We start from the raw sequence: 23,024 nt of genomic DNA on the forward strand, positions 1-23,024 counted from the left end.
CAGGCGGAGCGGGACGGCGGCCGGGGTCCTCTCCGGCGGGCGGAGAAGCGACGCGGGACGCGCCTCGGTGAACTCCCGGCCCCCCACCGACGCAAGCCTTCGCGCCTGGGCCCGGGGCGGCGCGGCACCGGGTGCAGCCCGGAGACGCCCGGTAACGGGAGACTGCGGACCGGCAACCTCGTCCTTGCCCTCAGTAGGCCGGCAGGCGCGGGGTGCCCACGGCTCCGGGGAGGTCGCACCACGGGCGCAGTTCCTTGTACGCCTTGGCCTGGTCGTAGTAGAGGTTGGCTCCGTATCCGCTGTGCGCCTCGGCAAGGGCGACGCACGCGGCCTCGCTCTCGGTGTCCACCGTCCCCGGGTCCAGTTGCTCGGCCCCGTTCACCGCGGCCTCCCGGCAGTTGGCGAGACTGCCGTGGTCGTCCGCCGTCTCACCGCTCCTTGCGGCCTGGTCCAGGGCCACGACGGCGTCCGCGCAGTCGCGCGGCATCTTCGTCGCCTCGAAGCCGATCCCCTTGGTCAGTTCGTCCACTGCCGCGTCGGTGGACTTGTCGTGCTTGCCGTAGGTGTAGAGGAGGTACTTGCTGTACGGCAGCCACCACACGCGGTGGCTGTTCCTGCGGGAGCCGTCGTAGTCGGGGAGCACGTCGGTGCCGATGGTCCAGTGCATGGCCTTCTTGCCGCCGATGCCTGCCAGTGCCCGCTCCTTCACCGAGATCACCGACTCCTCGGTGGAGCTGAAGCCGTCCTCGCTCTCGGTGGACCACATGGGGCCGGAGTCGAGCTGGCCCTCACGGATCTGGTCGAGGGTCAGGGCCGGGGAGTAGAGGATGCGTACGCCGGTGCCGGGATCGTCCTGCAGGGAGAAGTCGACCCTGGTCGCGACGGTCGGTCCCGAGGGCCAGCCGTATCCGGGGTCCGCCTCTTCGTCGCTCGACTGGAGCATCAGCTCCGAGTCGGCGGGAACGGTGATGCGCAGGCCGCCGAAGACGTCCACCGGCACAGGTTCCTGTTCCTCTTCTGCAGTGGCCTCCTGCGCGCTCGGCGACTCGTCCGCGGCGGGAGTCTCGGTGGTCGCGTCCGGGCTCGGTGCCGTCCGTTCCGGCTCGGCCGTCGTGTCGGTGACGGTGTTCCGGTCGGTGGCTCCCGTCCCGGTGTCGCCGGCGGTCAGGACGGCCGCTAGGCCCCCGACGGTGAAACTCACGACTGCGGCGGCCAGCACATAGAGGAACCGCCGTCGTGTACGGCGCCTGCCGGGTGAGGGCCCGGCAGGAAACGCCCCGGGAGCCGAAAGCGGTGCGGGAACCGGCGAGTGGAGGGGAGGCGGGGGAACCGGCGGTCCGGTCCGCGCGGTCACCGGCGGCGTCGGTTCTCCGGACACCTCCGAACGGGCCGAAGGCGAAGGTTCCGGGGACACCGGCGGAACAGCGGGGGCGTCACCCGCGGGTCCTCCCCCGGCAGGCGCCTCCTCGGCGGGATGCCCGGCGGGCAGGGGGACGTTCCATCGCTCGCGGTCCAAGGGCACGGTGACACCGGTGCCGGTGTCGACGCCGGTCTGCCCCGGGGTGCGGTCGAGGGACCGCGTGTAGGCGATGGTCGGGAAGACCGCGGTGCCCGTCGGCCCGTACACGGCGGCCGTCCGCTCGGCGACCTCCGCCGCGCTCGGGCGCCGTCCGGGCTCCTTGTCCAGGGCTTCGCGCACGAGGGGCAGCAGGGCGTCGGGCACGCCTCTGAGTGAGGGCGCGGCACTGACGATGCGGTGCGTGATCCCCGTGGGGGCTCCGAAGGGGTGGAAGGCGGCTGCGGCATAGGCGACGAGCAGGCCCCAGGCGAAGATGTCGCAGGCCGGGAGGGTGGTGCCGTCGGTGAGCTGCTCCGGCGCCATCCAGCCGGGGGTGCCGGTCATCACCGAGGTCGCGGTGATCGCGGTGGCGTCCAGGTGGTGGGCGATACCGAAGTCCACGACGCGCGGTCCGTCGGCGGCGAGGAGCACGTTCGTCGGCTTCAGGTCGCGGTGGGCGACCCCCGCGTCATGGATGCAGGCCAGGGCGTGGGCGACGGCCGCCGCGAAGGTCAGCAGGTTGTCCGGGCCCATGGCCCCGGTGTCCCGGACGTGCTGGTGCAGGGTGTTGCCGTGGACGTAGGCGGTCGCCAGCCAGGGCAGGGGAGCGTCGGGGTCGGCGGCGACCAGCGGGACGAGATAGGGGCCCGTGACCTTGCGGAGCGTGGTGGTCTCGCGCCGGAAGCGAGCCCGGTGGGCGGGGTCGGCGGCGAAGTCCTGGTGCAGGACCTTGACGGCGAGGGGGAGCCCGCTCTCGGGGTCGGTCGCGTAGTAGACCGTGCCCATGCCGCCGGTTCCGAGGTGACGGGTCGGCCGGTAGGGGCCGATGCGGGCGGGGAGGTTCACCGGCACGGTGCCCCTCCTCGCGCTGCGGAAGCCTGTCCGGCGGACAGCGCCTGCTCACACGGATCGCACTGATGAATCATGTACCCCCCTGTTGTCAACGCCCTCATGGCCACCGAGCGATCCGGCGCGGGCGGCCTGTGGCCCGTCCGTACGGGCAGGCCTCAGCAGCTCGACGAAGCCCCCTGACCGGCGGAGACACTTAATGCCGAACTACCGAGAGTCGACAGAGAGTCAGTCGCACGTTGTCGTATGCACGTTCCACCGGATGTCCGACACCGTCGTTCACACTCGGTGACACGCACCCGCGATAGTACACACACCTAGAAGCAAGTGACACGTCAGCCTGTTGACATCGCTAACGCGCATACGCCACCATCTGATCGGCAACAGCGTGAGGGGCCAACAGCGCCAGCCCCCTCCTGCCGTCGCCGCTCAATAAGCGCCCCCTATCACAACAACCTGCGTAACTGTCTTGCACCACGCCGCCGACACCATGTGATCGTCGTCTAGTATTGCCCGACCAGTGAAGGAGATGTGAAAATCTCCGTCACTTCGTTTGCGCGGCAGGGGTGTACGTGGCACGCCACCGCCCTCTCCCCGTCGCGCTCCGATCTGCACAAAGTCCCGGCTTCACCGGGCAAGGGTGGGGAATGTTCACCGGGACACAACTCGACAAAGGGGTGGCCGCACGTCACCTCGAGGACGCGGCGCAGAACCCTGCGCTCGCCCCACGCGCCGAAGAACTGCGCGCCCTGGCGCGGGCACTCGACTCCACCGACGCAGAAGCTCTCAACGCATGGGCCGATCTCGACCTGATGGCCCACTTCGCCCGGCCCGAAAGCATCGCCGAACCGGTGGACACCGGTCGGGGCGGAGGGCTTGACTCGGTGCTGGACTGGGTTCTGGGGGCCCTGGTCTTCCTGCCTCTGCTCTTCACGTGGTTCGGTCTGTGGCAGGCGTCGAGTGCCTACGGGGCACTCACCGGGGACGACCCCAAGGCCGCCGGCCGACCGTTCCTGCAGTTGTGGCAGTCCGGGTTCGACGGACACCTGAGCGGGGCGTACCGCTTCGGCCATGTCGCCGTGGGCGGGTGCCTGGCCCTGGTGATGCTGTTCGTCCTCACGGCCGTGCACGGCTACCGGCGCACGCGCGCGGAGCATCGCGAGGAGCAGGCAGGGGAGCGTGCCCGTACGGCTCTGGCCCGTCTGGTCCCGGTCCTCACGCGTGCTCAGCTCTCGCTCAACGAGCACCGGTTCGCCTCGCCCCAGCGCTTCGCGGCGGAGCTCAACTCGGCGGCCGGTCGGCTGCAGCGGATGCACACCAAGGCCATCACCACGCAGGAGGCGCTCAGTCGAGCCGCCGAGCTGGTGAGCGAGGCCGCGGACAAGGCGGAGCAGCGTCTCGTCCAGGCGGAGGCGTACGTACGGCCGATCGAGCAGGTGGTGCTGCGGATCGAGGAGACCGTCCGGGACAGCGGCACGGCCATTCAGGCCACCGTCCAGGGCTTGGAGGACCCGTTGACGCAGGCGGGCCGCCGACTGGCCGACGCCGTCAGCGGGCAGACCGGTGTCCTGGACAAGGCGGTGGAGGACCTGAGGACGGCCGGCGACGACATGCGCGACGTTCTGTCCCGTGCGGCGGACCGGCTGGAGACGGCGGTCGGCGACAACGGTGACCGCGTGCGCGGCGCGCTGTCGGATGCGGCCCGGCAGGTCGAGGAGTCGCTGACCGTGCTGGCCGCCTCCCAGCGCGGGTTCACCACCGGCATCGAGGTCGTGGCGGATGTCAACGGACGCCTGCTCGACGACCTCGGCACGGTGGCCGACCGAACCGGCGAGGCCGCCGAGGCGTCGCGGGAGGCCCTGCTCGGTATCGAGGCTCGTAGCCGGGCCGTTCAGGAGGCGACGGACCGCTTCGTCGCGGTCACCGACGCCCTGGAGCGGGCGCTCCGTGAGACGGAGGCGGCGCGGATCGAGGCGGAGGCCGCGCGGGGCCAAGCAGAGACGGCACGCAGCGAGGCGGAGACGGCACGCGCGGGTGCCGAGGCGGCCCAACGGCGCGCGGAGAGCGAGCTGCGGCAGGCCGAGAAGCTGCGGGCCGGGATCGGACCGGACCGGTGAGCCCGCTGAAGAGGCGTTTCCGGTTCACGCCGCTTCACCTGGCCGGGTGGCTCTTCGCCGACATGCTGCTCGTGCTCGCCCTGGTGTCCATGGGAGACCGCGGTGATCCGCTCGCCGCGCAGGCCAGCGCCAGTCCCTCGAAGTCGGCCGATGCCACGCCGTCTCCCGAACCGAGTCCGACGCCGACGGGACCGCGGTCGGTGGCGCGCAAGCCGGTGAAGATCCATCTGACCGCAGCGGTCGGCGACACCACGCGGATGGTGGAACAGCTCCGTGCCGCCACCACCCGCTACCGGGGACGCGAAGCCGCCTTCGTACTGACCTTCGGCCAGGCACCGGAGCCCGGTGACGGCCAGGCATACGCACGGGAGGTGAACAAGGCCCTGCGGAAGGCGCGGCCGGACATGTTCACCGAAGCGACGACGCGGAACTTCTGGAGCGGCGGCCCTTCGGGCTCGGCCGACCTGGAGATCTACTTCTACACCCGTTGACGGCCACGCCGTCTCATCAGCTCAGGAGAACCAACCCATGCAGCTCCTCCCCTTCTACGTGGTGTGCGACGAGTCCGGCTCCATGGCCGGCGACGGCGTGGACACCATCAACTCTGCGTTGCCCGAACTGCACCACGAGATCAGCACCAATCCGAGCGTCGCGGACAAGACCCGCTTCGCGCTGATCGGTTTCTCCACGCAGGCCTCCGTGCTGCAGCCGCTCGCCGACCTGAGCGAGCTGACGCAGCTGCCGTCCCTGTCGGCGGGCGGCGTGACCTCTTTCGGCGCCGCCTTCCGGCTGCTGAAGGACACCATCGAGAAGGACGTCGCCGCGCTGAAGGCGGAGGGCCACGACGTGTACCGGCCCGTGATGTTCTTCCTCTCCGACGGCATCCCCACGGACGAGGGCTGGCGCACCGCGCTCAACGACTTGAACGCGTTCCGTTACGCACCGAAGATCATCGCGTTCGGGATCAGTGACGCCGACGCCGCGACCATCACCGAGGTGGCCAACTTCAAGGCGTTCATCCAGAAGGACGACTCCATCTCCCCGGCCGTCGCACTGCGTGAGTTCGCCTCCAGCCTCACCCGGTCCATCGTCAACTCGGCGACCAGCATGGCCGCCCAGGGCGGGGAGGGCTTCCAGCTCCAGGTGGACGAGCAGGTGCCCGGGTTCACCAGCCTCTCCCTGGACAAGCTGTGAGCGCCCCGATGCGTCACGAAGAAACCCGCGATGATGTGACGAGCGGCGGCGGAACCACCCACGGTCACGGTCTTGACGAAAACCTCGGCCTACCCGACGGCATCACTTTCCACGACACGCGCATGCGCGGCCCCGCTTCCACGGAGCAGCCTGCGCCTCCGGTGAGGGAGCACCTCATGTCGCCTGTATCCCTCTCGAAACCTGAAAGCACCTTGTTGCGCAGGGAGCCGGCGCACGTCGGCCAACGGCCTCCCAGCTATCCGCCCCATCCTTTGCAATGTCCCTCCGTACGGGACGGTGACGAGTTCGCGGCATTCACCCCAGCAGTACTGCTGGACGGCGCCCAGGTCGGACGGTTGACAGTGCGAGCCACGTCGGTGCGTGGTGACTCCCACAATTGGGAGGGCACTTGCCGTCAGGACGCCATGGTGGTGACGCGGGTCGGACCTCCGGAGGCCGAGTTCCTCCTGCTTGCAATCGCGGACGGGGTGGGCTCCGCGAAGTGCTCGCACATCGGCTCGCACCTCGTTATTCGCCAGACGGCTCTCTATCTGGACCAGGAGGCGGAGAGCATCCATGCAGCGTTGACCGCTCAGGAGGAGATACAGCTTTGCGGGATCGCCAACAAGGCGGTCGCACGCGCTGTCAGTGACCTGGGTATCGGTCAGGATCACGCGACCACCTTGCATGTCCTGCTGGTGCCGACCGACGCCCGCATCCGCGAGCGGGTGCTGTTCAGCGTGGGGGACGGCGGCCTGTTCGTGCTGCGGGAGGGCCGGTGGGAACAGGGCAATCCGGTGAACGACGGAAGTCTCCTGGACACCCGTACCGAGGCTCTTCCGCACGCCTATCGCAGCGTCAAGGCCAAACTGCTGCGCACCGAACCGGGCGAAGTCCTCCTCCTGGGCACCGACGGCATCACCAACCCGCTCACCCAGAAGGACCCCGAGTTCGCCCAGCACCTCGCGAACGCGTGGGGCCGGCCTGAAGTGCCTTCGCTGTCCGACTTCCTGTGGCAGGCGCAGACACGGGCCAAGTCCTACGACGACGACCGGACCGTCATCTGCGTGTGGGAGGAGTCGCAGTGAGCGCGGAGGACGGAGCCGACGTCGCACGGTCGTCGCTCGCCCTGGGGGAACGGGTCGGCAGCGGCGGCCAGGGTGACGTGTACGCGACCGCGGGGGGTCCGCTCCTGTACAAGGAGTACAAGGACCCGTCCAAGGTCAACGGTACCGCCCTCGCCGACCTGGTCGGGCTGCGGCAGGGCCTCGGCCAGGCGGACCGGAGCCGCCTCGACGCCCTTGCCGCATGGCCCCTGTGCCGGGTGGTCGAGGGCGGCCGGACGCTCGGCTTCCTCATGAGGCGGGCCCCCGCCCACATGACGTGGCGCACCGCGACGGGGGCGGCGAAGCTCCTCGAGCTGCAGTACCTGATCCGGCCGCCCAAACCGGCCTGGCAGGACGTTACGCAGCCGCCCCCGGAGCAGCGCAGGGCTCTCGCGCTGGCCTGCGTCGAGGCCATCGGTTGGTTCCACGACGCCGGACTCGTGATCGGCGACATCTCGCAGGCCAACGTCCTGTGGTCCCTCTCCCCCGCGCCCGCCGTTCACTTCCTGGACTGCGACGGCTTCCGCCGGGTGGGCCGCGCGGCGGTCCAGGCCCAGGCCGCCACTCCGGACTGGAACGACCCGCTGGCGCCCTCCACCGACGCGACGGTGGACACGGACGCCTACAAGACCGCTCTGGTGGCGGGGCGCATCGTCTCCCAACAGCCGTACGTCCTACCGGGTCAGGACCTGCAGTTCGTCCCCGGATGCCTCAACGAGCGCCAGAACGACGGAGTGCGGAGGCTCTTCGCGCAGGCCGCCGGCGAGCGCGGTAGCCGGCCCCGGCCGGGCGAGTGGCAGACCGCTCTGAGCGACCGTGGTGTCATCACTCTCACCGCGGCAACGCCCCGAGCCCGGCCTTCCATCGACCACACGGTCCTGGACGGAACGCGCGACCGGACACCGATCAGACTGCGGGGCCCGGTGCAGTAGAGGGGTACCGGTTCCCCGGATGTCAGGGAACCGGCCACCGGCTCAGGCCGACGCCGGCTTCCCGTGGTGAGCGACGGGGTGGCGACCGACGGTGTCACTGTGTTGCCATGAACCTCAACAGGTGTTCGGTACAGGGGGGTTCGCGGTGACCGACGAGGTCGGAACGACGAAGGTACGGGACGTGGTGCGTGCGGTGGTGACCGAGTGCGCGCCGCACGAGCTGCCCCTCGTCGAGGGGCTGTTCCGGTTCGACGACGAGGAGGCCGTCCGGGTCCTCGTCGGCCGGGGACCCCGCAGGGAACCCCTCGGCTTCGGTCTGGCCGAGGCCACCGCCCTGGTCACCGCCGTGGTGTGGCTCGTCCTCGACCAGGTGGCCCGGCGCGCCCTCGACGCCGCCGCCGACGGCCTGGTGGAACGGGGCCGCTCCGGACTGCGCCGGGTCCTGCGCCGGGGCGCCGCCGTTGCCCCGCTCACCCTGCCCGAGCTGGGCCGCGCCCAGCTCGCCCTCGTACACACACAGATCCTGAGGCACGCGACCGAGCGCGGTATCGACACGGACGAGGCGACCTCGCTGGCGGACGCGGTGGTGGCCCACCTGGCGACGGCGGATCCGCGGGCGGACGGGGCTTCCGGCAGCGCCGAGACGGGCAGCGAGGACAACCGGCCGGCCTCCGGCACCGATTCGTGAACGCGGTGAACGCGCCCGTCGACGTGGCGGCCTTCGTACCGGACAGACCCCGGTGGCGCGGCATCGCCGACACCGGTCCCCGTTTCGCGCTGTTGATGACCGTCGTGACGGCGTCCAGCGTGAGCATGTTGGACACCGTCCTGGCGCCGAGGCCCAACGACAGCCCGGGCGACCCGCTGGGCTGTCTGCTCGCGGCCGGGCTGGACCCCGACGGCCGCAACCTGGACAACGTGCTGATCACCGTGCGCAGCTCCGCGGCACTGTCGAAGTGCATGTCCGGGGTACCGACGGTCGAGCACTGGAAGGGCATGGTCGCGACGCTGCTGCTGCTGGCGGTCGCGGCGGCGGTGTACTGGTGGACGCCACGGCTGCGCGAGCTCAGGCACCGCACGGTCCCGGTCGGGGACGTGGACCCCGACGGCACGCTGGCCGCCGAGCTCGCCGGGCTGCGCGCCCGCGCCGGCATCACCTACGGCCTGGCGTTCCGCGTGGACCCGGCCCGGACCACTGCCGGTGCCGTCGTGTACGGACGGTTCGGGCACTACACGGTGTGCCTGCACGCCGGCCTGCTGGTGCGGTGCAGCACGGACCCGGAAGGCTTCCACGCGGTCGTCCTGCACGAGCTCGCCCACGTCCGCAACCGCGACGTGGACTTCGCCTCCGCCAGTACGGCGCTGTGGCGGGTGTTCGTGGTGCTCGCGCTGCTGCCCTACCTGTACCACGAGGGCCGCATGCTCTTCGAGGGCCTGTTCGGCCTGAACGACTCACCGTTCTGGCCCGGGGTCGCGTCAGCACTGGCGTACTCCCTGCTGGCCGGTCTCGTCCTGGTGGGCCTGGTGCACCTGGCCCGCGCCGACCTGCTGCGCCGCCGCGAACTGCACGCCGACGCCGGGGCCGTCGACTACGGCGCGTCGCCCGCTGCATGGGAGCACCGGGACCCGCCCGGCACGGTGGCGGCATCGGTGCGCCGTGTCACCGCGCTGCTGCGGACGCACCCGACGTGGGCCGAGCGGCGCCGCGTGCTCGCCGACCGCACCCGGCTGTCAGGGGTGGGCGCACTGTCCATGTTCCTTGTCGGAGTGAGCGCCACACTGCTGGTCAACGCGCTGCTGGTGGTGCCGGGGCTGTCCACGAACACCGGCGCCGCATGGTGCACGGCTGCTTTCGTGGCGCCGATGCTCTGGTTCGCGCTGGCACGTTCGGTGGCTGCCTCCCAGGGCACGGAGCGGGGCGAGTCCGGCGTACGGACGGGGATCTGGCTCGGCTGCGGCCTGGTCCTGGGCGAGTTTGTGCGCGGCAGGCACGGCAACGAGTGGCTGGTCCCCGCACCCTGGTTCCTGCTCGGCCTGCTGCTCGCCGCGACGGTCGCGGCGGTGTGGTCGGCACAGTGCACACGGCTGGCGCTCGCCCTGCCGCGCAGGTGGGCGCGGCGGGCGGCGGGCCTGCTGAACCTGCTGGTCGTGGTGGCGGTACTGGGGGCCGGGCTGCACTGGTGGTACCGGTCGGGCCAGTACCTCGCGGTCGGCCTGCACAACCGGACCGAGGTGATCCGCGATCAGGTCACGTCGGTGTACCCGGACACGTGGCAGGCCTACTCCCTGGAGTTGTCGGCCGTCGTCACGCTGCTTCCCACCCTCGCGGCCCTCACGAAGAACATCCCGGTCGAGGCCGCTGCCCTCGCTCTGTGGCTCCTCCCGCTCGGGGTCTGGGCGTACACGGGCACGCCGAGACTGCGTGTCCGCCGGACACTCGTGGCCGGCCTGGCTGGCGGTGCGCTGTGCTGGGCGGGGCTGCTCGCGGCAGGGTACGTCCAGCACGGCCGCCGCCCCGGATCCTGGGCGGAACGCGCCGGTGCGTACAGCTTCTTCCACACCTGGATGATGATGGGCGCCGTCCTCGCCTCGAGCCTGCTCACGGCTGCCGCCGTGGCGGCCGTCTCCCGGCACTTCTGGCTCCCCCGTGCCCTGCTGGCGGCTGCGGTGGCCCAACTTCTCGGCTTCGCAGGGTTGTTCGTCCTCTCCTCGGCCGACGGCTGCCTCGGCCGGTACAGCGTCATGACCGACCAGTGCCACTGGGTGCCGGCCGTCGGCCTGGTCTACCTCGGCCCGATCGCCCAGACCGTCCTGGCCCCGACGATCCTCCTCGCGGGGTGCGCGGGGCTGGTCGGTGCCGGGGTGGGGTGGGGCGTACGACGGTTGCGGCGCGGGTCGCCCATACGGCCGGCCCTGGCCGATCACCCGGACGAGACACCGGGCCGGGCGCAAATGCCACCCCCGCATCCCGTCGTGCCCAGGCCGCGAAGACCGAGGCTGTTCTCCTTGGGAATGGTCCTCGTGCTGGCCGTCTCCGCGTCACTGCTCACGGTGGCGGCGCACGAGACCTCGTCCGGTGCGAAGCCGGCCAGGGCATCGGTGTCGGTCGACACTCCGGGCGACATGGTCGGCGATCTGGTCGACTCCTCGCCGACGGCGAGGAGGGCGAAGATCCGTGAGTGGCAGGCGCTGGCCTGGCTCGGCCACGGCGGTCTGACGCACTACGAGCGGATCGCCGACGCCGTCAAAGACTTCAGCGACGCACTCACCGCCGCCGGGAAGCAGAAGCCGCGCGACAACGGCACGATCAGGCTGGACAACGAGAAGTTCAGCCGGCTCTGCGGGGCCCTGGCGACGCGAGCCGACGACGCGCTGGCCTACTTCCCCGTGCCGGACGAGAACCTGCAGAAGTCCTGGTCCGGGTCCCTGAGGGAGATCGCCCGGCAGGGCCGAATCTGCCAGGACGTGCTGGCCCCCGGCGACGACGGCCCGTACAAGACGGAAGCGGACCGGTCACGGGCCTTCAGTCAGGTCCTCGACGAGATGCTCAGGGCCGTGCGCCCCCTCACCACCATCCTGGACAAGATCACGAAGGTGGCGACGGGCTCGACCTGACGGCCGTGCGCGCCCGGGCTGGACACGCGACACCCACGGCCAAGAGGTTCTGACGGAGCGCTCGAACGCGTCGGCGCAGGAGGAGGCAGACCGCCGACTGCAGGAAGGCGCCGTGGGTGTCGCCCCGGCGTTCCCAACGGGTCCTCAGGTGCCGGAAACCGTGCGGCCATGACAGGCCGCGTGCAACCAGCCACCGGTGGACGCCCAGCACGGGCCGTGAGGCTGCCCGCGGCGGGCGATGACGGGGTGATGCCCAGGGCGCGGGCCTTGCGGCGGTGGCGATCGTGGTCGTAGCCGCCGAAGCAGCCGCCCGACACGGCGGCCGGGGCGTCCCCGGCAACGGCGGTACCGGAATCACCGTTCGCAAAGGCCTGGGAACACCTCCGCCTTCCGGCCCGACGTGCTGCTCGGACTCCCCGGCCGGAACGGCTCCGCCCGCTCGCTGCTGCCCGTGGACGCCAAGGACAAGCACTACGACCGCCACGGCGTCAGCGCAGCCGATGTCCACCAACCGCTCACCCATGCCACCAGCTACCGTTCCTGTCCTTTGGCGAGCGCCGTCACAGTGCACCCGCGGTCCGGCGGCCGTGCCCACCGCTCGCTGGGGATCAGCGGTCCGCAGGGCATGTTCTCCACGATCCGCGTCCTCGGCATCGACACCGCTACGCATCCCGAGCGGGCGGTCGCGCGGATCGGGAACACGCTGCTCCGAGTCGACCGCCGATCGTCAGACACACCAGCTGTTCTCCGCTTCCCACCCTGACGTGCATGAGCGTCCTATCCGCCGAAGAACCCTTCACGTGTACACGTTTTCGATTCATCTGGATTCCTTTGAACCTGTTGACAGAGCTCACAAAGCTACGTCACTCTTCTTGCGGTAACACTCGCCCGTCACTCTCAGGTGCGTCTCATCTCGCACTGCCGTGGAAGGAACAGTTCGTGATCGACCCACCGCAGAATTCCGTCGACTCCCCCGCCGGTCCCCCGCCCTCCGTGCGGGAGTTACTCCTCGCTCGGCTCGACGGATCGGATCTCATTCCGGAGACGCGGTCCCGACTGCGCGAACTGCTGCCCGACGAGCGCGCCAGGAGCAGCGAGGGCCGGACCGGGCCGGTGCAACTGCGTTCCATCACCGCCGTCGGCTGGCGCGGCATCGGCCCGCGTACCACGCTCGAACTGCCGCCCGGCCCCGGGCTGGTGGTCGTCGCCGGGCCCAACGGCTCCGGCAAGTCGAGCTTCGCCGAGGCCGCGGAAACGGCCCTGACCGGACGCAACTCCCGCTGGGAGAAGCGCCGGACCGGTGACTGGAAGCAGGGCTGGCGCAACCTGCACAGCCCCGACGTGGTGCCGGAGGTGTCCGTCGAACTGAGCGTCGGCGAACACGGCGAGCCCGTCACCGTGCGCCGGACCTGGTACGGGGCCAAGGTGGACGATGCGCGCACGCGCGCCGAAGGGTCCGACGGCTCGGAGCGGAAGCTGGGCGAGATCGTCGACGCCGACGCGCTCGACCTCGCCCGGCCCTTCCTGCCGTACAGCGAACTCGGTTCGATGATCAACGGCACGCTCTCCGACTTGCACGACGCCTTCTTCAAGCTCCTCGGCCTGGAGCTGCTCGCCGAGCTCGACGGACGCGTCAAGGACGCCGTGAGCGAGTGCGAGAAGGCCGACAAGCACGAGAAGCAGCGCACGGAACGACTACGCGGCGAACTGGCCGAGTTGGACGACCCGAGGGCCCGGGACGCGGTCGAGGCACTGTCCGGAACCCGGCCGGAGACGAGCAGGGTGCGGGCGCTGCTCGCGAGCCGCTCTCCCTCGGTCGAGGTGGAACTGGCGGGGCTGCGGCGACGGGCCGGTCTCACCGGTCCCGAACTGCGCGAGGTCTCCGGTGCCGTCGCGCGACTGCGTGAGACGGCGGCTCGTGCCGAGGATGCCCGGCACGGCAGTGCGGAGGACGCCCGGCGACTGGCGAATCTGCTGGAGGCGGCGCTGGATCACCGGCGGCGCTCCCAGTCCCCGGACTGCCCGGTGTGCGGCAACGCCGGACAGCTCGACCAGGTGTGGGCCGAGCGGGCCCGGGCCGAGGTGGAGCGGTTGCAGCGTGAGGCGGTCGAGGCGGAGGCCGCTCTGCAGGAAGCCGCGAAGGCCCGGCAGGCCCTCCACGACGTGATCGAGCCCGTCCCGGTGTGGCTGCAGACGGACGACTCGCCGCTCGCCGAGCTCTGGCGGCAGTGGGCTCGGTGCCGGAGCATCACCGACGCCTCGGACCTGGCCGGCCAGGCGGAGCGGGCCGCTGTCGCTCTGGAGGAGGCGTGTCGGCAGGTGCGGGATGAATCACTCCGTCGACTGGCCGACCATGACGGCGAGTGGCAGCCGATGGCCGTGCGGCTCACGGACTGGCTGGCCGTGGCGGAAGCGGCCGAGGCCGCCCGCGCCCGTCGCCCCCACATGACCAAGGCGCGCGCCTGGCTGCGGAAGGTCATCGACGAGCTGCGGGACGAGCGGCTGCGTCCCTTCGCCGAGCGCTCGCAGGAGGTGTGGCAGCAGTTGTGCGAGCACAGCAGCGTCACGCTGGGCTCCGTCACCCTGGCCGGGACTCCCGGCCGCGGCAGGGTGGAACTGGGCGTCACGGTCGACGACATGACCGCACCGGCCTACAGCGTGATGAGTCAGGGCGAGCTGCACTCGCTGGCGCTCTCGCTGTTCCTGCCGCGTGCCACGCACGAGGCCAGCCCGTTCGGCTTCCTGGTGATCGACGACCCCGTGCAGTCCATGGATCCGGAGAAGGTCGAGGGACTGGCCCGGGTGCTCGACGCCGTGGCCAAGGACCGCCAGGTGATCGTCTTCACCCACGACACCCGGCTTCAGCAGGCGATCTCCCACCTCGGTATCCGGGCCACCGTGCTGCGGGTCACCCGTCAGACCGACTCCGTGGTGGGCGTCGAAACGGTGACCGACCCCGTCGACCAGGCACTCGCGGAAGCGCGGGCCATCTCGCTCGACCCGTCGGTGCCCCAGGACGTGGCCGATCGCGTGCTGTCGGCCATGTGCCGGGGTGCTGTCGAAGTCGCCTGTCTGGTCACGGCGCGCCGCCGGCTCCGCGACGAGCACGGACTGCCGCTGTCCGAGGTGGAGAAGCGCATCGCGTCCCTGGAGCGCACCAAGGAGTACGCGGCCCTCGCCCTGCTGGGGGACGGGAAGCGGAACGCCCACGACGCCGTCGAAGGGATCCGGGAGGGCGGCTGGAAACTGATCGAGGCGTTCAACTCCGGTACGCACACGTCGCTGCCCACGGTCGACGACCGCAAGGCGCTGGTGTCCCGTACCAAGGCCCTGGCGGCGGCCATTCTCCGCTCCGGCGCCCCGGGCAGTGGCGCGCAGGCTCCGGGAACCCCGGGGGGTGCGCGATGACGGTCGCCCCGGAAAGCCTGGTCACCGACGCCGGCCGGCTGCTGCTCCCTCCGGCGGGGACCGCGCAGACGTTGACTCCCGGTCTGCGGGCCCGTGCCGCCGCGGTCCTGCTGCGCCTGGCCCTGGAGCAGGCCCTCGACGCCTACTGGCGGCAGGTCACCCCGCGGATGACCCGGATCGGCAAGCACCGCATGCTGTGCCTGGAGTGGTACGCGGGACATGACACCGCGCGCCGGTGCCGCACGACGTGGGTGGCGCTCAGCGCGGCCTGCCACTACCGCACGTACGAACTGCCACCCGCCCCGGCCGAGATCCAGGCCCGGCTGGAGGAGGTCACCGCGTTGCTGGCCGCCCTGGGGGCCGGTCCGGGAACGGCAGCGGTGGGCCGGCACACGGACACATGACCGACGGCTCCGCCTTTCGCGGACGCGAGCGGCGGCGTCGGTCGGTCGACGCATAGGGTCCTGGAGGACGGTCCAGGCTCTCCACGGACGAGGAGCAGGCGTGAGCGAGGAGTACGAATCCCCCTCCGGGACGGCGCAGTACCCGGAGTTCCGGCTGCGGCTGCCGGGCGGCGGGCCCGAGGCCCGGGGACGGCTCCTCGCGGACAAGGGCACCAACGGCAGTCAGAAGTTCGTCGTCCTGGCCGGGTCGCCGGGCCGCACGGAGGTCGTGCCCTCGTTCCCGCAGCGCATGCAGTCGTCGTACCGGCTGCGTCAACGGCTGATCGCCGCGGGGGCACTGGTCGAGTCCACCCGCTGGCCGGGCCGGCTGGAGACGACCCGGGACGTCGAGTGCAACTCGCCGTCGGCCGCCGCCGAGATCCTGGCCGGGCGCAGCTCCAACGGGTGGAAGGAATGGAAGTCGGCCGACGGGCATCCGCTCGCCGACTACCTCGACCAGGTCTGGTGGGGACGCAGCAGGGCCTGGCTGGTGCGGGGCTCCAACGTCTCGGGCCTCGACCTCGTGCGACGACTGTGGCTGTCCGAAGGACTGGTCTCCCTCTCGGCCCGTCACCTGCGCAAGGGCATCGAGCAGGGCATCAGCAAGGACAGGCTGCGCACGGCCGTCGACGAGGACTACGCGTCCAGTGCCACGTACAACCAGAAGATGCAACTGGTCGAGGACATCCACGCGTTCCTCTCCCGCATGCGGCCCGGTGACACGATGTGCACGATCTCCGGTGGTCGACTCCACGTCGGCGAGATCTCGGGACCCGCCGAGCAGGTCGACTCCGAGGACGGACGGTCCAATCTGCGCCGCCCGGTGGACTGGGCGGAGCAAGGGCATCCCTACGACGAGTTGCCGGAGGAACTGCAGCAGCGCCTCTCGGCCCAGCACGACGTGGTCGACCTCACCGTGGTCAAGGACCTCATCGACGGCCTCGGACTGAGCGACCAGGACCTGATCGACGAGGCCGAGGCCACCGACCGCGATCCCAGCGTGGAGATCCCCGCCCTCACGGCCCGTCGGGAGCTGGAACTGCCCCGACCGACGGAGGAGCTGGCCGCCGACCTGCTCGTGCACGACGCGGCGTGGCTGGAGGAAGTGCGCGATCTGCTCTGGGACGAGCGGCAGCTCGTGCTCTACGGACCGCCCGGCACCGGCAAGACCTACCTCGCCCTCAAACTCGCCGAGTTTCTCGGTGGTGGCCCCGAGCAGGTGAAGCTCGTTCAGTTCCACCCCTCCTATTCCTACGAGGACTTCTTCGAGGGGTTCCGGCCGCAGGAGGATCCGGAGACCCGCGAGGTGGCCTTCCGGCTCACCGCGGGGCCGCTGCGCGAGCTCGCCGATCTCGCGTCCCGCGAGGGCAACCGGCACATCCCGCACTTCCTGATCATCGACGAGATCAACCGCGCCAACCTCGCGAAGGTCTTCGGCGAGCTGTACTTCCTGCTGGAGTACCGCAACAAGTCGGTGCGGTTGACGTACTCGGGGGACGACTTCGCGCTGCCGCCGAACCTGTTCGTGATCGGGACGATGAACACCGCCGACCGGTCCATCGCGCTCGTGGACGCCGCGATGCGCCGGCGCTTCGCCTTCGTCGAGCTGTCGCCGCGCGTCGAGCCGACGAGCGGCCTGTTGCGCCGGTGGCTGGAGCGGGAAGGGAAGAACTCCGAGCCTGCAGACCTGCTCGACGCGCTCAACACGCGGATCGACGACCCAGACTTCCGTATTGGGCCCTCGTACCTGATGAAGAAGGGCGTGTACCGGGAGGGCGGCCTCGAGCGCACCTGGCGGACGAAGATCCTTCCGTTGCTTGAGGAGCACCACTACGGCGAGGGCGTGGACGTCGAGAAGCGGTACGGGCTGGCGGCGCTGCGGGAGTCGTCGGGGTGACGCCGGTCGTCGAGCTCGTCGAGCACGCGCCGGCGGTCAGCGTGGCTCTGCCGGACGGCGTGGGGCGGGCGCTCGCGGAGCTGCGCATCGTGGACGCCGCGCCGGACCCGTACTCACCGGGTCGCTGGTCGCTGCGGGCGGGCAGCAAGGTCGGGGCCGTCACGCTCACGGTGCCGGGTCACGACGATCCGCTCACGGTCCGTGTCATTCCCAAGGTGCCCGTCGCCCGTCTCTTCTTCCTCCTCGGCTACGGCCTCGATCCCACCGGTGCCTGGCGGGACGGTGAGGTCGAAGTGGCCGAGCATCGGGACCTGTTGCCGGCGCTCGCGCACGCGGTGGAGCGGCAGGTGGACCGGGCCCTGCGGCAAGGGCTGTTGCAGGGTTACCGGGTGACGGAGGAGACCTCGACGGTCGTGCGGGGGCGGATCCGGGAGGCCGAGCAGATACGGCGCCGGTTCGGGGCGACGCTGCCGGTGGAGGTGACGTACGACGAGTTCACGACGGACATCGCGGAGAACCGGATCCTGCGGGCGGCCGTGGAGCGGCTGCTGCGGCTGCCCGGGGTGCCGCGCGAGGTGCGCCGGAGGCTGCTGCACCAGCGGGCGCGGCTGGCGGACGTCACGGTGCCGGTGCGCGGCCGGCCCCTGCCCGAGTGGCGTCCGAGCCGCCTCAACTCCCGCTACCACCACGCCCTGCACCTGGCGCGGGCCCTGCTGCAGGACGCCTCCCCGGAACACGGGCCCGGCGGACTGCGCGTCGACGGGTTCCTGTTCGACATGAACAAGCTCTTCGAGGACTTCGTGACCGTCGCCCTGCGCGAGGCCCTGCGCGGGTCGGGCCGCACCGCCCGCCTCCAGGACAGCCACCACCTCGACGAGGCCGCCGCCATCCGCATGCGGCCGGACTTCGTGCTGTACGGGCCGGACGGCATCCCGTGCGCGGTCGCGGACGCGAAGTACAAGGCGGAGAAGCGGGGCGGTTACCCGGACGCCGATCTGTACCAGATGCTGGCGTACTGCACCGCCCTCGGCCTGAGCGCGGGACACCTGGTCTACGCGAAGGGCAACGCCTCGCACGCGGCCCACCGGGTGCGCCACGCGGGCATCCTGATCCACCAGCACGCCCTCGACCTGGACCAGGAACCGGCGGGGCTGCTCGCCGACGTCGGGGAGGTCGCGCGGCGCATGCGGAACGGCTGACGCGACCTCCCGGGCCGACTACGGCAGCTTCCACTCTCCGGTCTGGTCGGCGAAGCCGGTGTCCATGGTGAACTGCACGGTGTCGACCTTCGCCGCCTCGGGAACCTCGAAGACGATCCAGCCGAGACCCTTGGCACCGGGCTTGAGCCTCAGGTTGGAGGCCATGGAAGGCCCGGCCGTGATGTCCCCGAAGGTGGCGTCGAACTGCTGCCCCTCGGTGTCGGCGACCTTAGCGCCGATGGACGGACTGTCGCTGTAGGCCGCCTTGCCGGTGTTGACGAGCTGGAACTGGACGCCGACGAACCGCTGGCCGTCACCGGGCTCCATGAACTCATTGGCCGACTTGGCGGGGTCGGCGACCTTGACGACGGTGACGTCGAGCTTGCTGCCCTTCTCGAAGCCCTCCAGGGTGAGGGTGTCGCCGACCTTGGCGACCTCAGGAGCGGCGGACTTCTCCTTCTTGGTGTCCTTGCCGCTGTCCGCCTGGGCGGCGGCGTTGTCCTTCGGCTTGTCGACGACGGTGCTGCCGGTGTCACAGGCGGTGAGGGTGAGCGCGCCGACGGCGGCGGCTACGACGGCGGCGATTCGGATACGGGCGTGCATGGTCCCCCCAAGGGCAGTGCTGGATGTTCACGTACACACCCCGCTACCTCATTCACGACGGGGCTGCACGAGTAAACGGTAAGTTCAATCCGTTGATGATGTCAACATAACCCCAAGGGCTGTCCACACGGCGAGATGACGGCCGAGTGGTGTGCACCCGATGCGTATGATCGGCCCGGATGGTCCATTCAGGGTCGGGGGGACACGTGCCGCAGCTTGCGTTCGCCAACAGCTTCTGGGAGAGCTACGACGTTCTCGAGAAGCCCGTCAAGGCCGGTGTGCGCAAGGCGATGCGCAAATTCCAGCAGCTCACCGTGCCCGAGTTGCAGGCGGACAAGGGTCTGCACCTGGAGTCCGTCGAGAAGGCGCGCGATACACGGATGCGAACCATCCGCATCAACGACTTCTGGCGCGGTGTGGTCCTCGCCCCGGACGACGGCAGTGACGTCTTCCTGCTGGTGAACGTCGTCCGGCACGACGACGCCTACACCTGGGCCGCCAAGCGGCTGTACACGACGAACGCGGCGACCAGGGCGCTCGAGGTCCGCAACGTGGTGGCGATCGAGCAGTTGACTCCGCAGCTGGAGAAGGCCGCCGCCGCTGCCGGTTCCCTGCTTTTCACCCGGTACTCGGACACGGTGCTGCGTGAGCTCGGCCTCGACGACCAGGTGCTCCGTGCGGTGCGCACCGTCATCGACAAGCCCCAGCTGGAGGCGTTCGGCACCCTGCTGCCGGAGGACCAGTTCGAGGTGCTGCAGTACCTCGCCGAGGGGTTCAGTCCCGAGGAGGTCTACCGCGACGTGGTCGCCGTCCGGCGGCCGGTCGCCGCCGGGCCCGACCCGGACGAGAGTCTGGCCGCCGCGATCGCGAACACCACCAGCCGCATCACGCTGGTCACCGGGCCGGAGGAACTCGCCGGCATCCTGGAGAAGCCCTTCGCGGCCTGGCGGGTGTTCCTGCACCCCTCGCAGCGACGGGTCGCCCACCGGGTGTCCTACGGCGGCCCGGTGCAGGTCACCGGCGGTCCCGGGACCGGGAAGACGGTCGCCGCACTGCACCGCGTCCAGCATCTCCTCGGCCGCTCACCGCGCACCCGTGTCCTGCTCACCACGTACACCAACGCACTGGCGGCCTCGTTGCGCGAGAACCTGGCCCTGCTCCTCGACGGCGACGAGCACCTCCTGGAGCGGGTGGACGTGACGACGGTCAGCTCCTACGCGCACGGCGTCGTGAGCCGCCTCGACGGCAAGGCCCCCTCCCCCGTCGGTGACCGCGAGGAACGGCAGTTGTGGCAGCGCGTCGTCAAGAAGCTCGGCCTGCCGTGGACCGAGCAGTTCCTCGCCCAGGAGTACCGGCACGTCGTGCTCGCACAGGATCTGCGCACCCTGGACGACTACCGTGCCGCTTCCCGGCGCGGTCGGGGCACCGCCCTGTCACCGGGCAGGCGTGAGCAACTGTGGCCCGCCGTCGAGCTGTTCGAGTCGATGCTGCGCGACCGGCAGGGCACCACTTACCTGAAGGTGTGCGCGCGGGCGGCCGAGTTGCTGGCCGCTTCCACACCCACGCACGACCATGTCGTGGTGGACGAGGCACAGGACCTGCACCCCGTGCAGTGGCGCGTGCTGCGCGGCGCGGTGGCCCCCGGCAACGACGACCTGTTCCTCACGGGCGACCCGCACCAGCGGATCTACGACTCGAAGGTGTCGCTCGGCTCGCTGGGCATCGCGGTGACCGGGCGCACCCACCGGCTGCGGCTCAACTACCGCAGCACCGAGGAGATCCTGACGTGGTCCACCGGGCTCCTGAGCCCGGTGACCGTGGAGGACCTGGGCGGCGACGGCAACGACACGCTGGCCGGCTACCGCTCATTGCTGCACGGCCGCAGGCCTCACGTCACCGGGTACGGATCGGAGCAGGAGGAAGTGGCGGCGCTCGTGGCACGGGTGCGGGACTGGGTGGCGCAGGGCATCCGCCCCTCGGAGATCGGGGTGTGCGCCCGGTTCAACGTCCTGCTGGACAAGGCCTACGACAAGCTCGGTGCGGCCGGCGTGCCGGTGGTGCGGGTCAGGGACAATCCGGGGCATGACGTGGACGGGGTGCGGCTCGCCACGATGCACGCCATGAAGGGGCTGGAGTTCCGGTGTGTCGCCGTGCTGGGCGTGACGGCCGGTGCGGTGCCGTTCGGACGGGAGGTGACGCCGGCCTCCGTGGACGCTCTGCAGCACGAGTCCGATCTGCTGCGGGAACGGTGCCTGCTGTTCGTGGCGTGCACCAGGGCCCGGGAGGCACTCGCGGTGTCGTGGAGCGGGGAGGGCAGCCCGTTCCTGCCCCGGTGAGCCCGGGGCGTCGGCCGTCGCGTCCTGTCAGTCGCCCGGCTTCAGGGCGCCGTTGCCGAGGCCGTCCCGCGCCAGTGCGGTGATCTGCCTGCTGAGCTCGGCCACCCTCCGCGACCGCTGCTCGAACTCCCCGAGCGCGCCGAAGACCGCTCCGTAGCGGCGCTGTGCCGCGATGTCCATCTGGGGGATGCGGGCGCCCTTGCCGTCGAACCGGAAGGTGCCGCTGGTGGTGGTGGAGCGGCGGCTGTTGGCGGCGCTGTGCAGGAAGCCCTGGAGGAAGTCCGTGTCGAGCTGGTCGCTGACCGAGACCGGTTCCGGGTCGGCGTACTCGACCAGTCCGGCCCTGACGAGGTCGGCGACGCTCACACTGGCCCCGTCGAGGGGGCCGGGTCCCTCACCGGCGGTCAGGGTGGGGAGCAGTTCACCCAGGCGTTGCAGCTGCTCGGCCAGCTCGCGGTGCAGGGCGTCGTATTCGGTGACGAAGTCGCGGTGGGACTCGTCGACGTGGCGGCCCGGGGTGAGGTCCACCAGATCGTCCAGCAGGTCGATCTGGGCGACCTCGGTGACCTGCTCGGGGCGCGGCTCCAGGGGCCCGTCCGGGTCGTTGGCCGTGAGGTCGACCATACGGACGGTGGCGGCGGTGTCGCCCGGTGTCCGGGGCCGCCGCAGCTGCCACAGGTGGACGGGGAGGGCGTGCGCGGCGGCCGTGCCCGGTGGCAGGGCGGTGACCTGGGTCAGGATGCCGCGACGGACGAGCTCGGCGCGGATGCGGCGGCCGGCCTTGCGGTAGGCGACCGACGCCGGCATCACCATGACGACCCGGCCGCCCGGCGCGGTGTGCGCGTAGGCGTGCTGCAGCCAGGCGAGTTCGCCCTCGGCCCTGGAGGGGGTGCCGAGTTCCCAGCGCGGGTCGAGGAGCAGTTCCTCCCGTCCCCAGTCGGCGTCGCTCACCGGCGGGTCGCAGACGACGAGGTCCGCCTTGAGGTCCGGCCACTGGTCGGCGCGCAGGGAGTCACCCTGCCTGACCTCGATGGGAGCCGGCTTCGCGAGCTCGGCCCGCCATCGTGCGAACCGTGCGCTGCGGGTGTCCACTTCCTGGCCGCACCGCCTGCTGCCGCGGTTCGTCCCGGTGGTCAGGAGGAGGGTGCCGATTCCGCAGGCCGGGTCGAACAGCACCGCGTCGGACGCGAGGTCACCGGCGCTGTGCCGGACGGCGCGGATGACGCGGGGCGAGGTCACCTGATCGGATCCGGCCCGCCGCACGGACTCCGTGAACCGCTCGGCCAGCCCGTCCACCACGTCGGCCGGGGAACTCTCCTCCGCCATGCGGCGGGCCAGGCGGACGGCCTGGGCCGGCAGTGCGGCCGGCTCCTCGGCCCCGGGGGCGGCGAGGACCTGCGCGAGGTCCGCGAGTCCGCCGAGGATGTCGTCGCCGTAGGCTCCGCGCAGTACCTGCCACAGCTGGACCTCGTCGGTGACGTCCTGCCCCTTGTGCTGCTTGTTCAGCCACGCCTGCACCTCGGCCAGGTCGAAGAGGGGGCTGTTGGCCCCGCCTCCGGCCGGAGCGGGGAAGTCGTCGTACCGCCGCCTCCAGTTGGACACGGCGGCCCGGGTGACACCCGCGATCCGAGCGATCTCGGAACCTGTCACCAACGGGTTCGTAGGAATGGCCGGGGTCTGTGACATGCCATCTACCGTACACAGCCTGGCTACCTGCATCAATGAAGAATGACCGTTGACGACGTTAACGAGGCTAATGTGGCATAC

Annotated in this window: 16 protein-coding genes; 13 read left to right on the plus strand and 3 right to left on the minus strand. The window is 70.9% G+C overall.

The window, feature by feature from the left end; translation table 11 throughout:
* Positions 1 to 190 precede the first annotated feature (190 nt).
* Positions 191 to 2,410, minus strand: a complete 2,220-nt coding sequence (locus ACTWJ9_RS03225; protein ID WP_443295161.1) for a serine/threonine protein kinase — start codon at positions 2,408 to 2,410, stop codon at positions 191 to 193.
* A 644-nt stretch (positions 2,411 to 3,054) separates the two neighbouring features.
* Here ACTWJ9_RS03225 and ACTWJ9_RS03230 point away from each other — a divergent pair.
* The 12 genes from ACTWJ9_RS03230 (at position 3,055) to ACTWJ9_RS03285 (ending at position 18,318) form a co-directional block, all read left to right on the plus strand.
* A complete protein-coding gene (locus ACTWJ9_RS03230; RefSeq protein WP_443295162.1) occupies positions 3,055 to 4,524 on the plus strand; it encodes a hypothetical protein in 1,470 nt (489 codons plus the stop codon).
* Complete coding sequence (locus ACTWJ9_RS03235) at positions 4,521 to 5,015, plus strand: hypothetical protein (RefSeq protein ID WP_387034596.1); 495 nt, start codon at positions 4,521 to 4,523, stop codon at positions 5,013 to 5,015. The genes ACTWJ9_RS03230 and ACTWJ9_RS03235 overlap by 4 nt, the downstream gene beginning before the upstream one ends.
* 37 nt (positions 5,016 to 5,052) lie before the next feature.
* On the plus strand, positions 5,053 to 5,718 hold the full coding sequence (locus tag ACTWJ9_RS03240; protein WP_387034598.1) for a vWA domain-containing protein: 666 nt from the start codon (positions 5,053 to 5,055) through the stop codon (positions 5,716 to 5,718).
* Entirely contained in the window at positions 5,715 to 6,806 is a 1,092-nt protein-coding gene (locus tag ACTWJ9_RS03245) for a protein phosphatase 2C domain-containing protein (RefSeq protein WP_443295163.1), read from the plus strand. The genes ACTWJ9_RS03240 and ACTWJ9_RS03245 overlap by 4 nt, the downstream gene beginning before the upstream one ends.
* A complete protein-coding gene (locus tag ACTWJ9_RS03250) occupies positions 6,803 to 7,756 on the plus strand; it encodes a hypothetical protein (RefSeq protein WP_387034602.1) in 954 nt (317 codons plus the stop codon). The genes ACTWJ9_RS03245 and ACTWJ9_RS03250 overlap by 4 nt, the downstream gene beginning before the upstream one ends.
* A 145-nt stretch (positions 7,757 to 7,901) precedes the next feature.
* Positions 7,902 to 8,444, plus strand: a complete 543-nt coding sequence (locus ACTWJ9_RS03255) for a hypothetical protein (protein WP_443295164.1) — start codon at positions 7,902 to 7,904, stop codon at positions 8,442 to 8,444.
* A 5-nt stretch (positions 8,445 to 8,449) separates the two neighbouring features.
* Positions 8,450 to 11,371: a M48 family metalloprotease gene (locus ACTWJ9_RS03260; RefSeq protein WP_443295165.1), complete on the plus strand. Its 2,922-nt coding sequence runs from the start codon at positions 8,450 to 8,452 to the stop codon at positions 11,369 to 11,371.
* Between the two features lie 400 nt (positions 11,372 to 11,771).
* A complete protein-coding gene (locus ACTWJ9_RS03265; protein WP_443295166.1) occupies positions 11,772 to 12,134 on the plus strand; it encodes a hypothetical protein in 363 nt (120 codons plus the stop codon).
* Positions 12,135 to 12,310: 176 nt separating this feature from the next.
* Positions 12,311 to 14,779, plus strand: coding sequence for an AAA family ATPase (locus ACTWJ9_RS03270; RefSeq protein ID WP_387034610.1), 2,469 nt, complete (start codon positions 12,311 to 12,313; stop codon positions 14,777 to 14,779).
* Complete coding sequence (locus tag ACTWJ9_RS03275; protein ID WP_387034611.1) at positions 14,776 to 15,183, plus strand: hypothetical protein; 408 nt, start codon at positions 14,776 to 14,778, stop codon at positions 15,181 to 15,183. Before ACTWJ9_RS03270 ends, ACTWJ9_RS03275 begins: the two co-directional genes overlap by 4 nt.
* Positions 15,184 to 15,283: 100 nt before the next feature.
* Entirely contained in the window at positions 15,284 to 17,119 is a 1,836-nt protein-coding gene (locus ACTWJ9_RS03280; RefSeq protein WP_387034613.1) for a DUF4357 domain-containing protein, read from the plus strand.
* The gene (locus ACTWJ9_RS03285; protein ID WP_443295167.1) at positions 17,116 to 18,318 is read left to right on the plus strand and encodes an McrC family protein; all 1,203 of its coding nucleotides are present in this window, start codon (positions 17,116 to 17,118) and stop codon (positions 18,316 to 18,318) included. Before ACTWJ9_RS03280 ends, ACTWJ9_RS03285 begins: the two co-directional genes overlap by 4 nt.
* A gap of 18 nt (positions 18,319 to 18,336) precedes the next feature.
* Here ACTWJ9_RS03285 and ACTWJ9_RS03290 read toward each other — a convergent pair whose 3' ends face one another.
* Entirely contained in the window at positions 18,337 to 18,921 is a 585-nt protein-coding gene (locus tag ACTWJ9_RS03290) for a DUF4352 domain-containing protein (RefSeq protein ID WP_443295168.1), read from the minus strand.
* Between the two features lie 206 nt (positions 18,922 to 19,127).
* On the opposite strand from ACTWJ9_RS03290, the gene ACTWJ9_RS03295 reads away from it, so the two are divergent.
* Positions 19,128 to 21,257, plus strand: a complete 2,130-nt coding sequence (locus ACTWJ9_RS03295; RefSeq protein ID WP_443295169.1) for a UvrD-helicase domain-containing protein — start codon at positions 19,128 to 19,130, stop codon at positions 21,255 to 21,257.
* 27 nt (positions 21,258 to 21,284) lie between these two features.
* Here the strand turns inward: ACTWJ9_RS03295 and ACTWJ9_RS03300 are convergent, their stop codons facing one another.
* Entirely contained in the window at positions 21,285 to 22,943 is a 1,659-nt protein-coding gene (locus tag ACTWJ9_RS03300; protein WP_443295170.1) for an N-6 DNA methylase, read from the minus strand.
* Positions 22,944 to 23,024 lie beyond the last annotated feature (81 nt).

Source organism: Streptomyces sp. GDS52, assembly GCF_052246875.1.
GTDB classification, from domain to species: domain Bacteria; phylum Actinomycetota; class Actinomycetes; order Streptomycetales; family Streptomycetaceae; genus Streptomyces; species Streptomyces cathayae.

Coding starts and splice junctions, on each gene's coding strand:
- ACTWJ9_RS03230 (WP_443295162.1), top strand. CDS start 3,055: ATGTTCACCGGGACACAACTCGACAAAGGGGTGGCCGCACGTCACCTC.
- ACTWJ9_RS03240 (WP_387034598.1), top strand. CDS start 5,053: ATGCAGCTCCTCCCCTTCTACGTGGTGTGCGACGAGTCCGGCTCCATG.
- ACTWJ9_RS03275 (WP_387034611.1), top strand. CDS start 14,776: ATGACGGTCGCCCCGGAAAGCCTGGTCACCGACGCCGGCCGGCTGCTG.
- ACTWJ9_RS03290 (WP_443295168.1), bottom strand. CDS start 18,921: ATGCACGCCCGTATCCGAATCGCCGCCGTCGTAGCCGCCGCCGTCGGC.
- ACTWJ9_RS03300 (WP_443295170.1), bottom strand. CDS start 22,943: ATGTCACAGACCCCGGCCATTCCTACGAACCCGTTGGTGACAGGTTCC.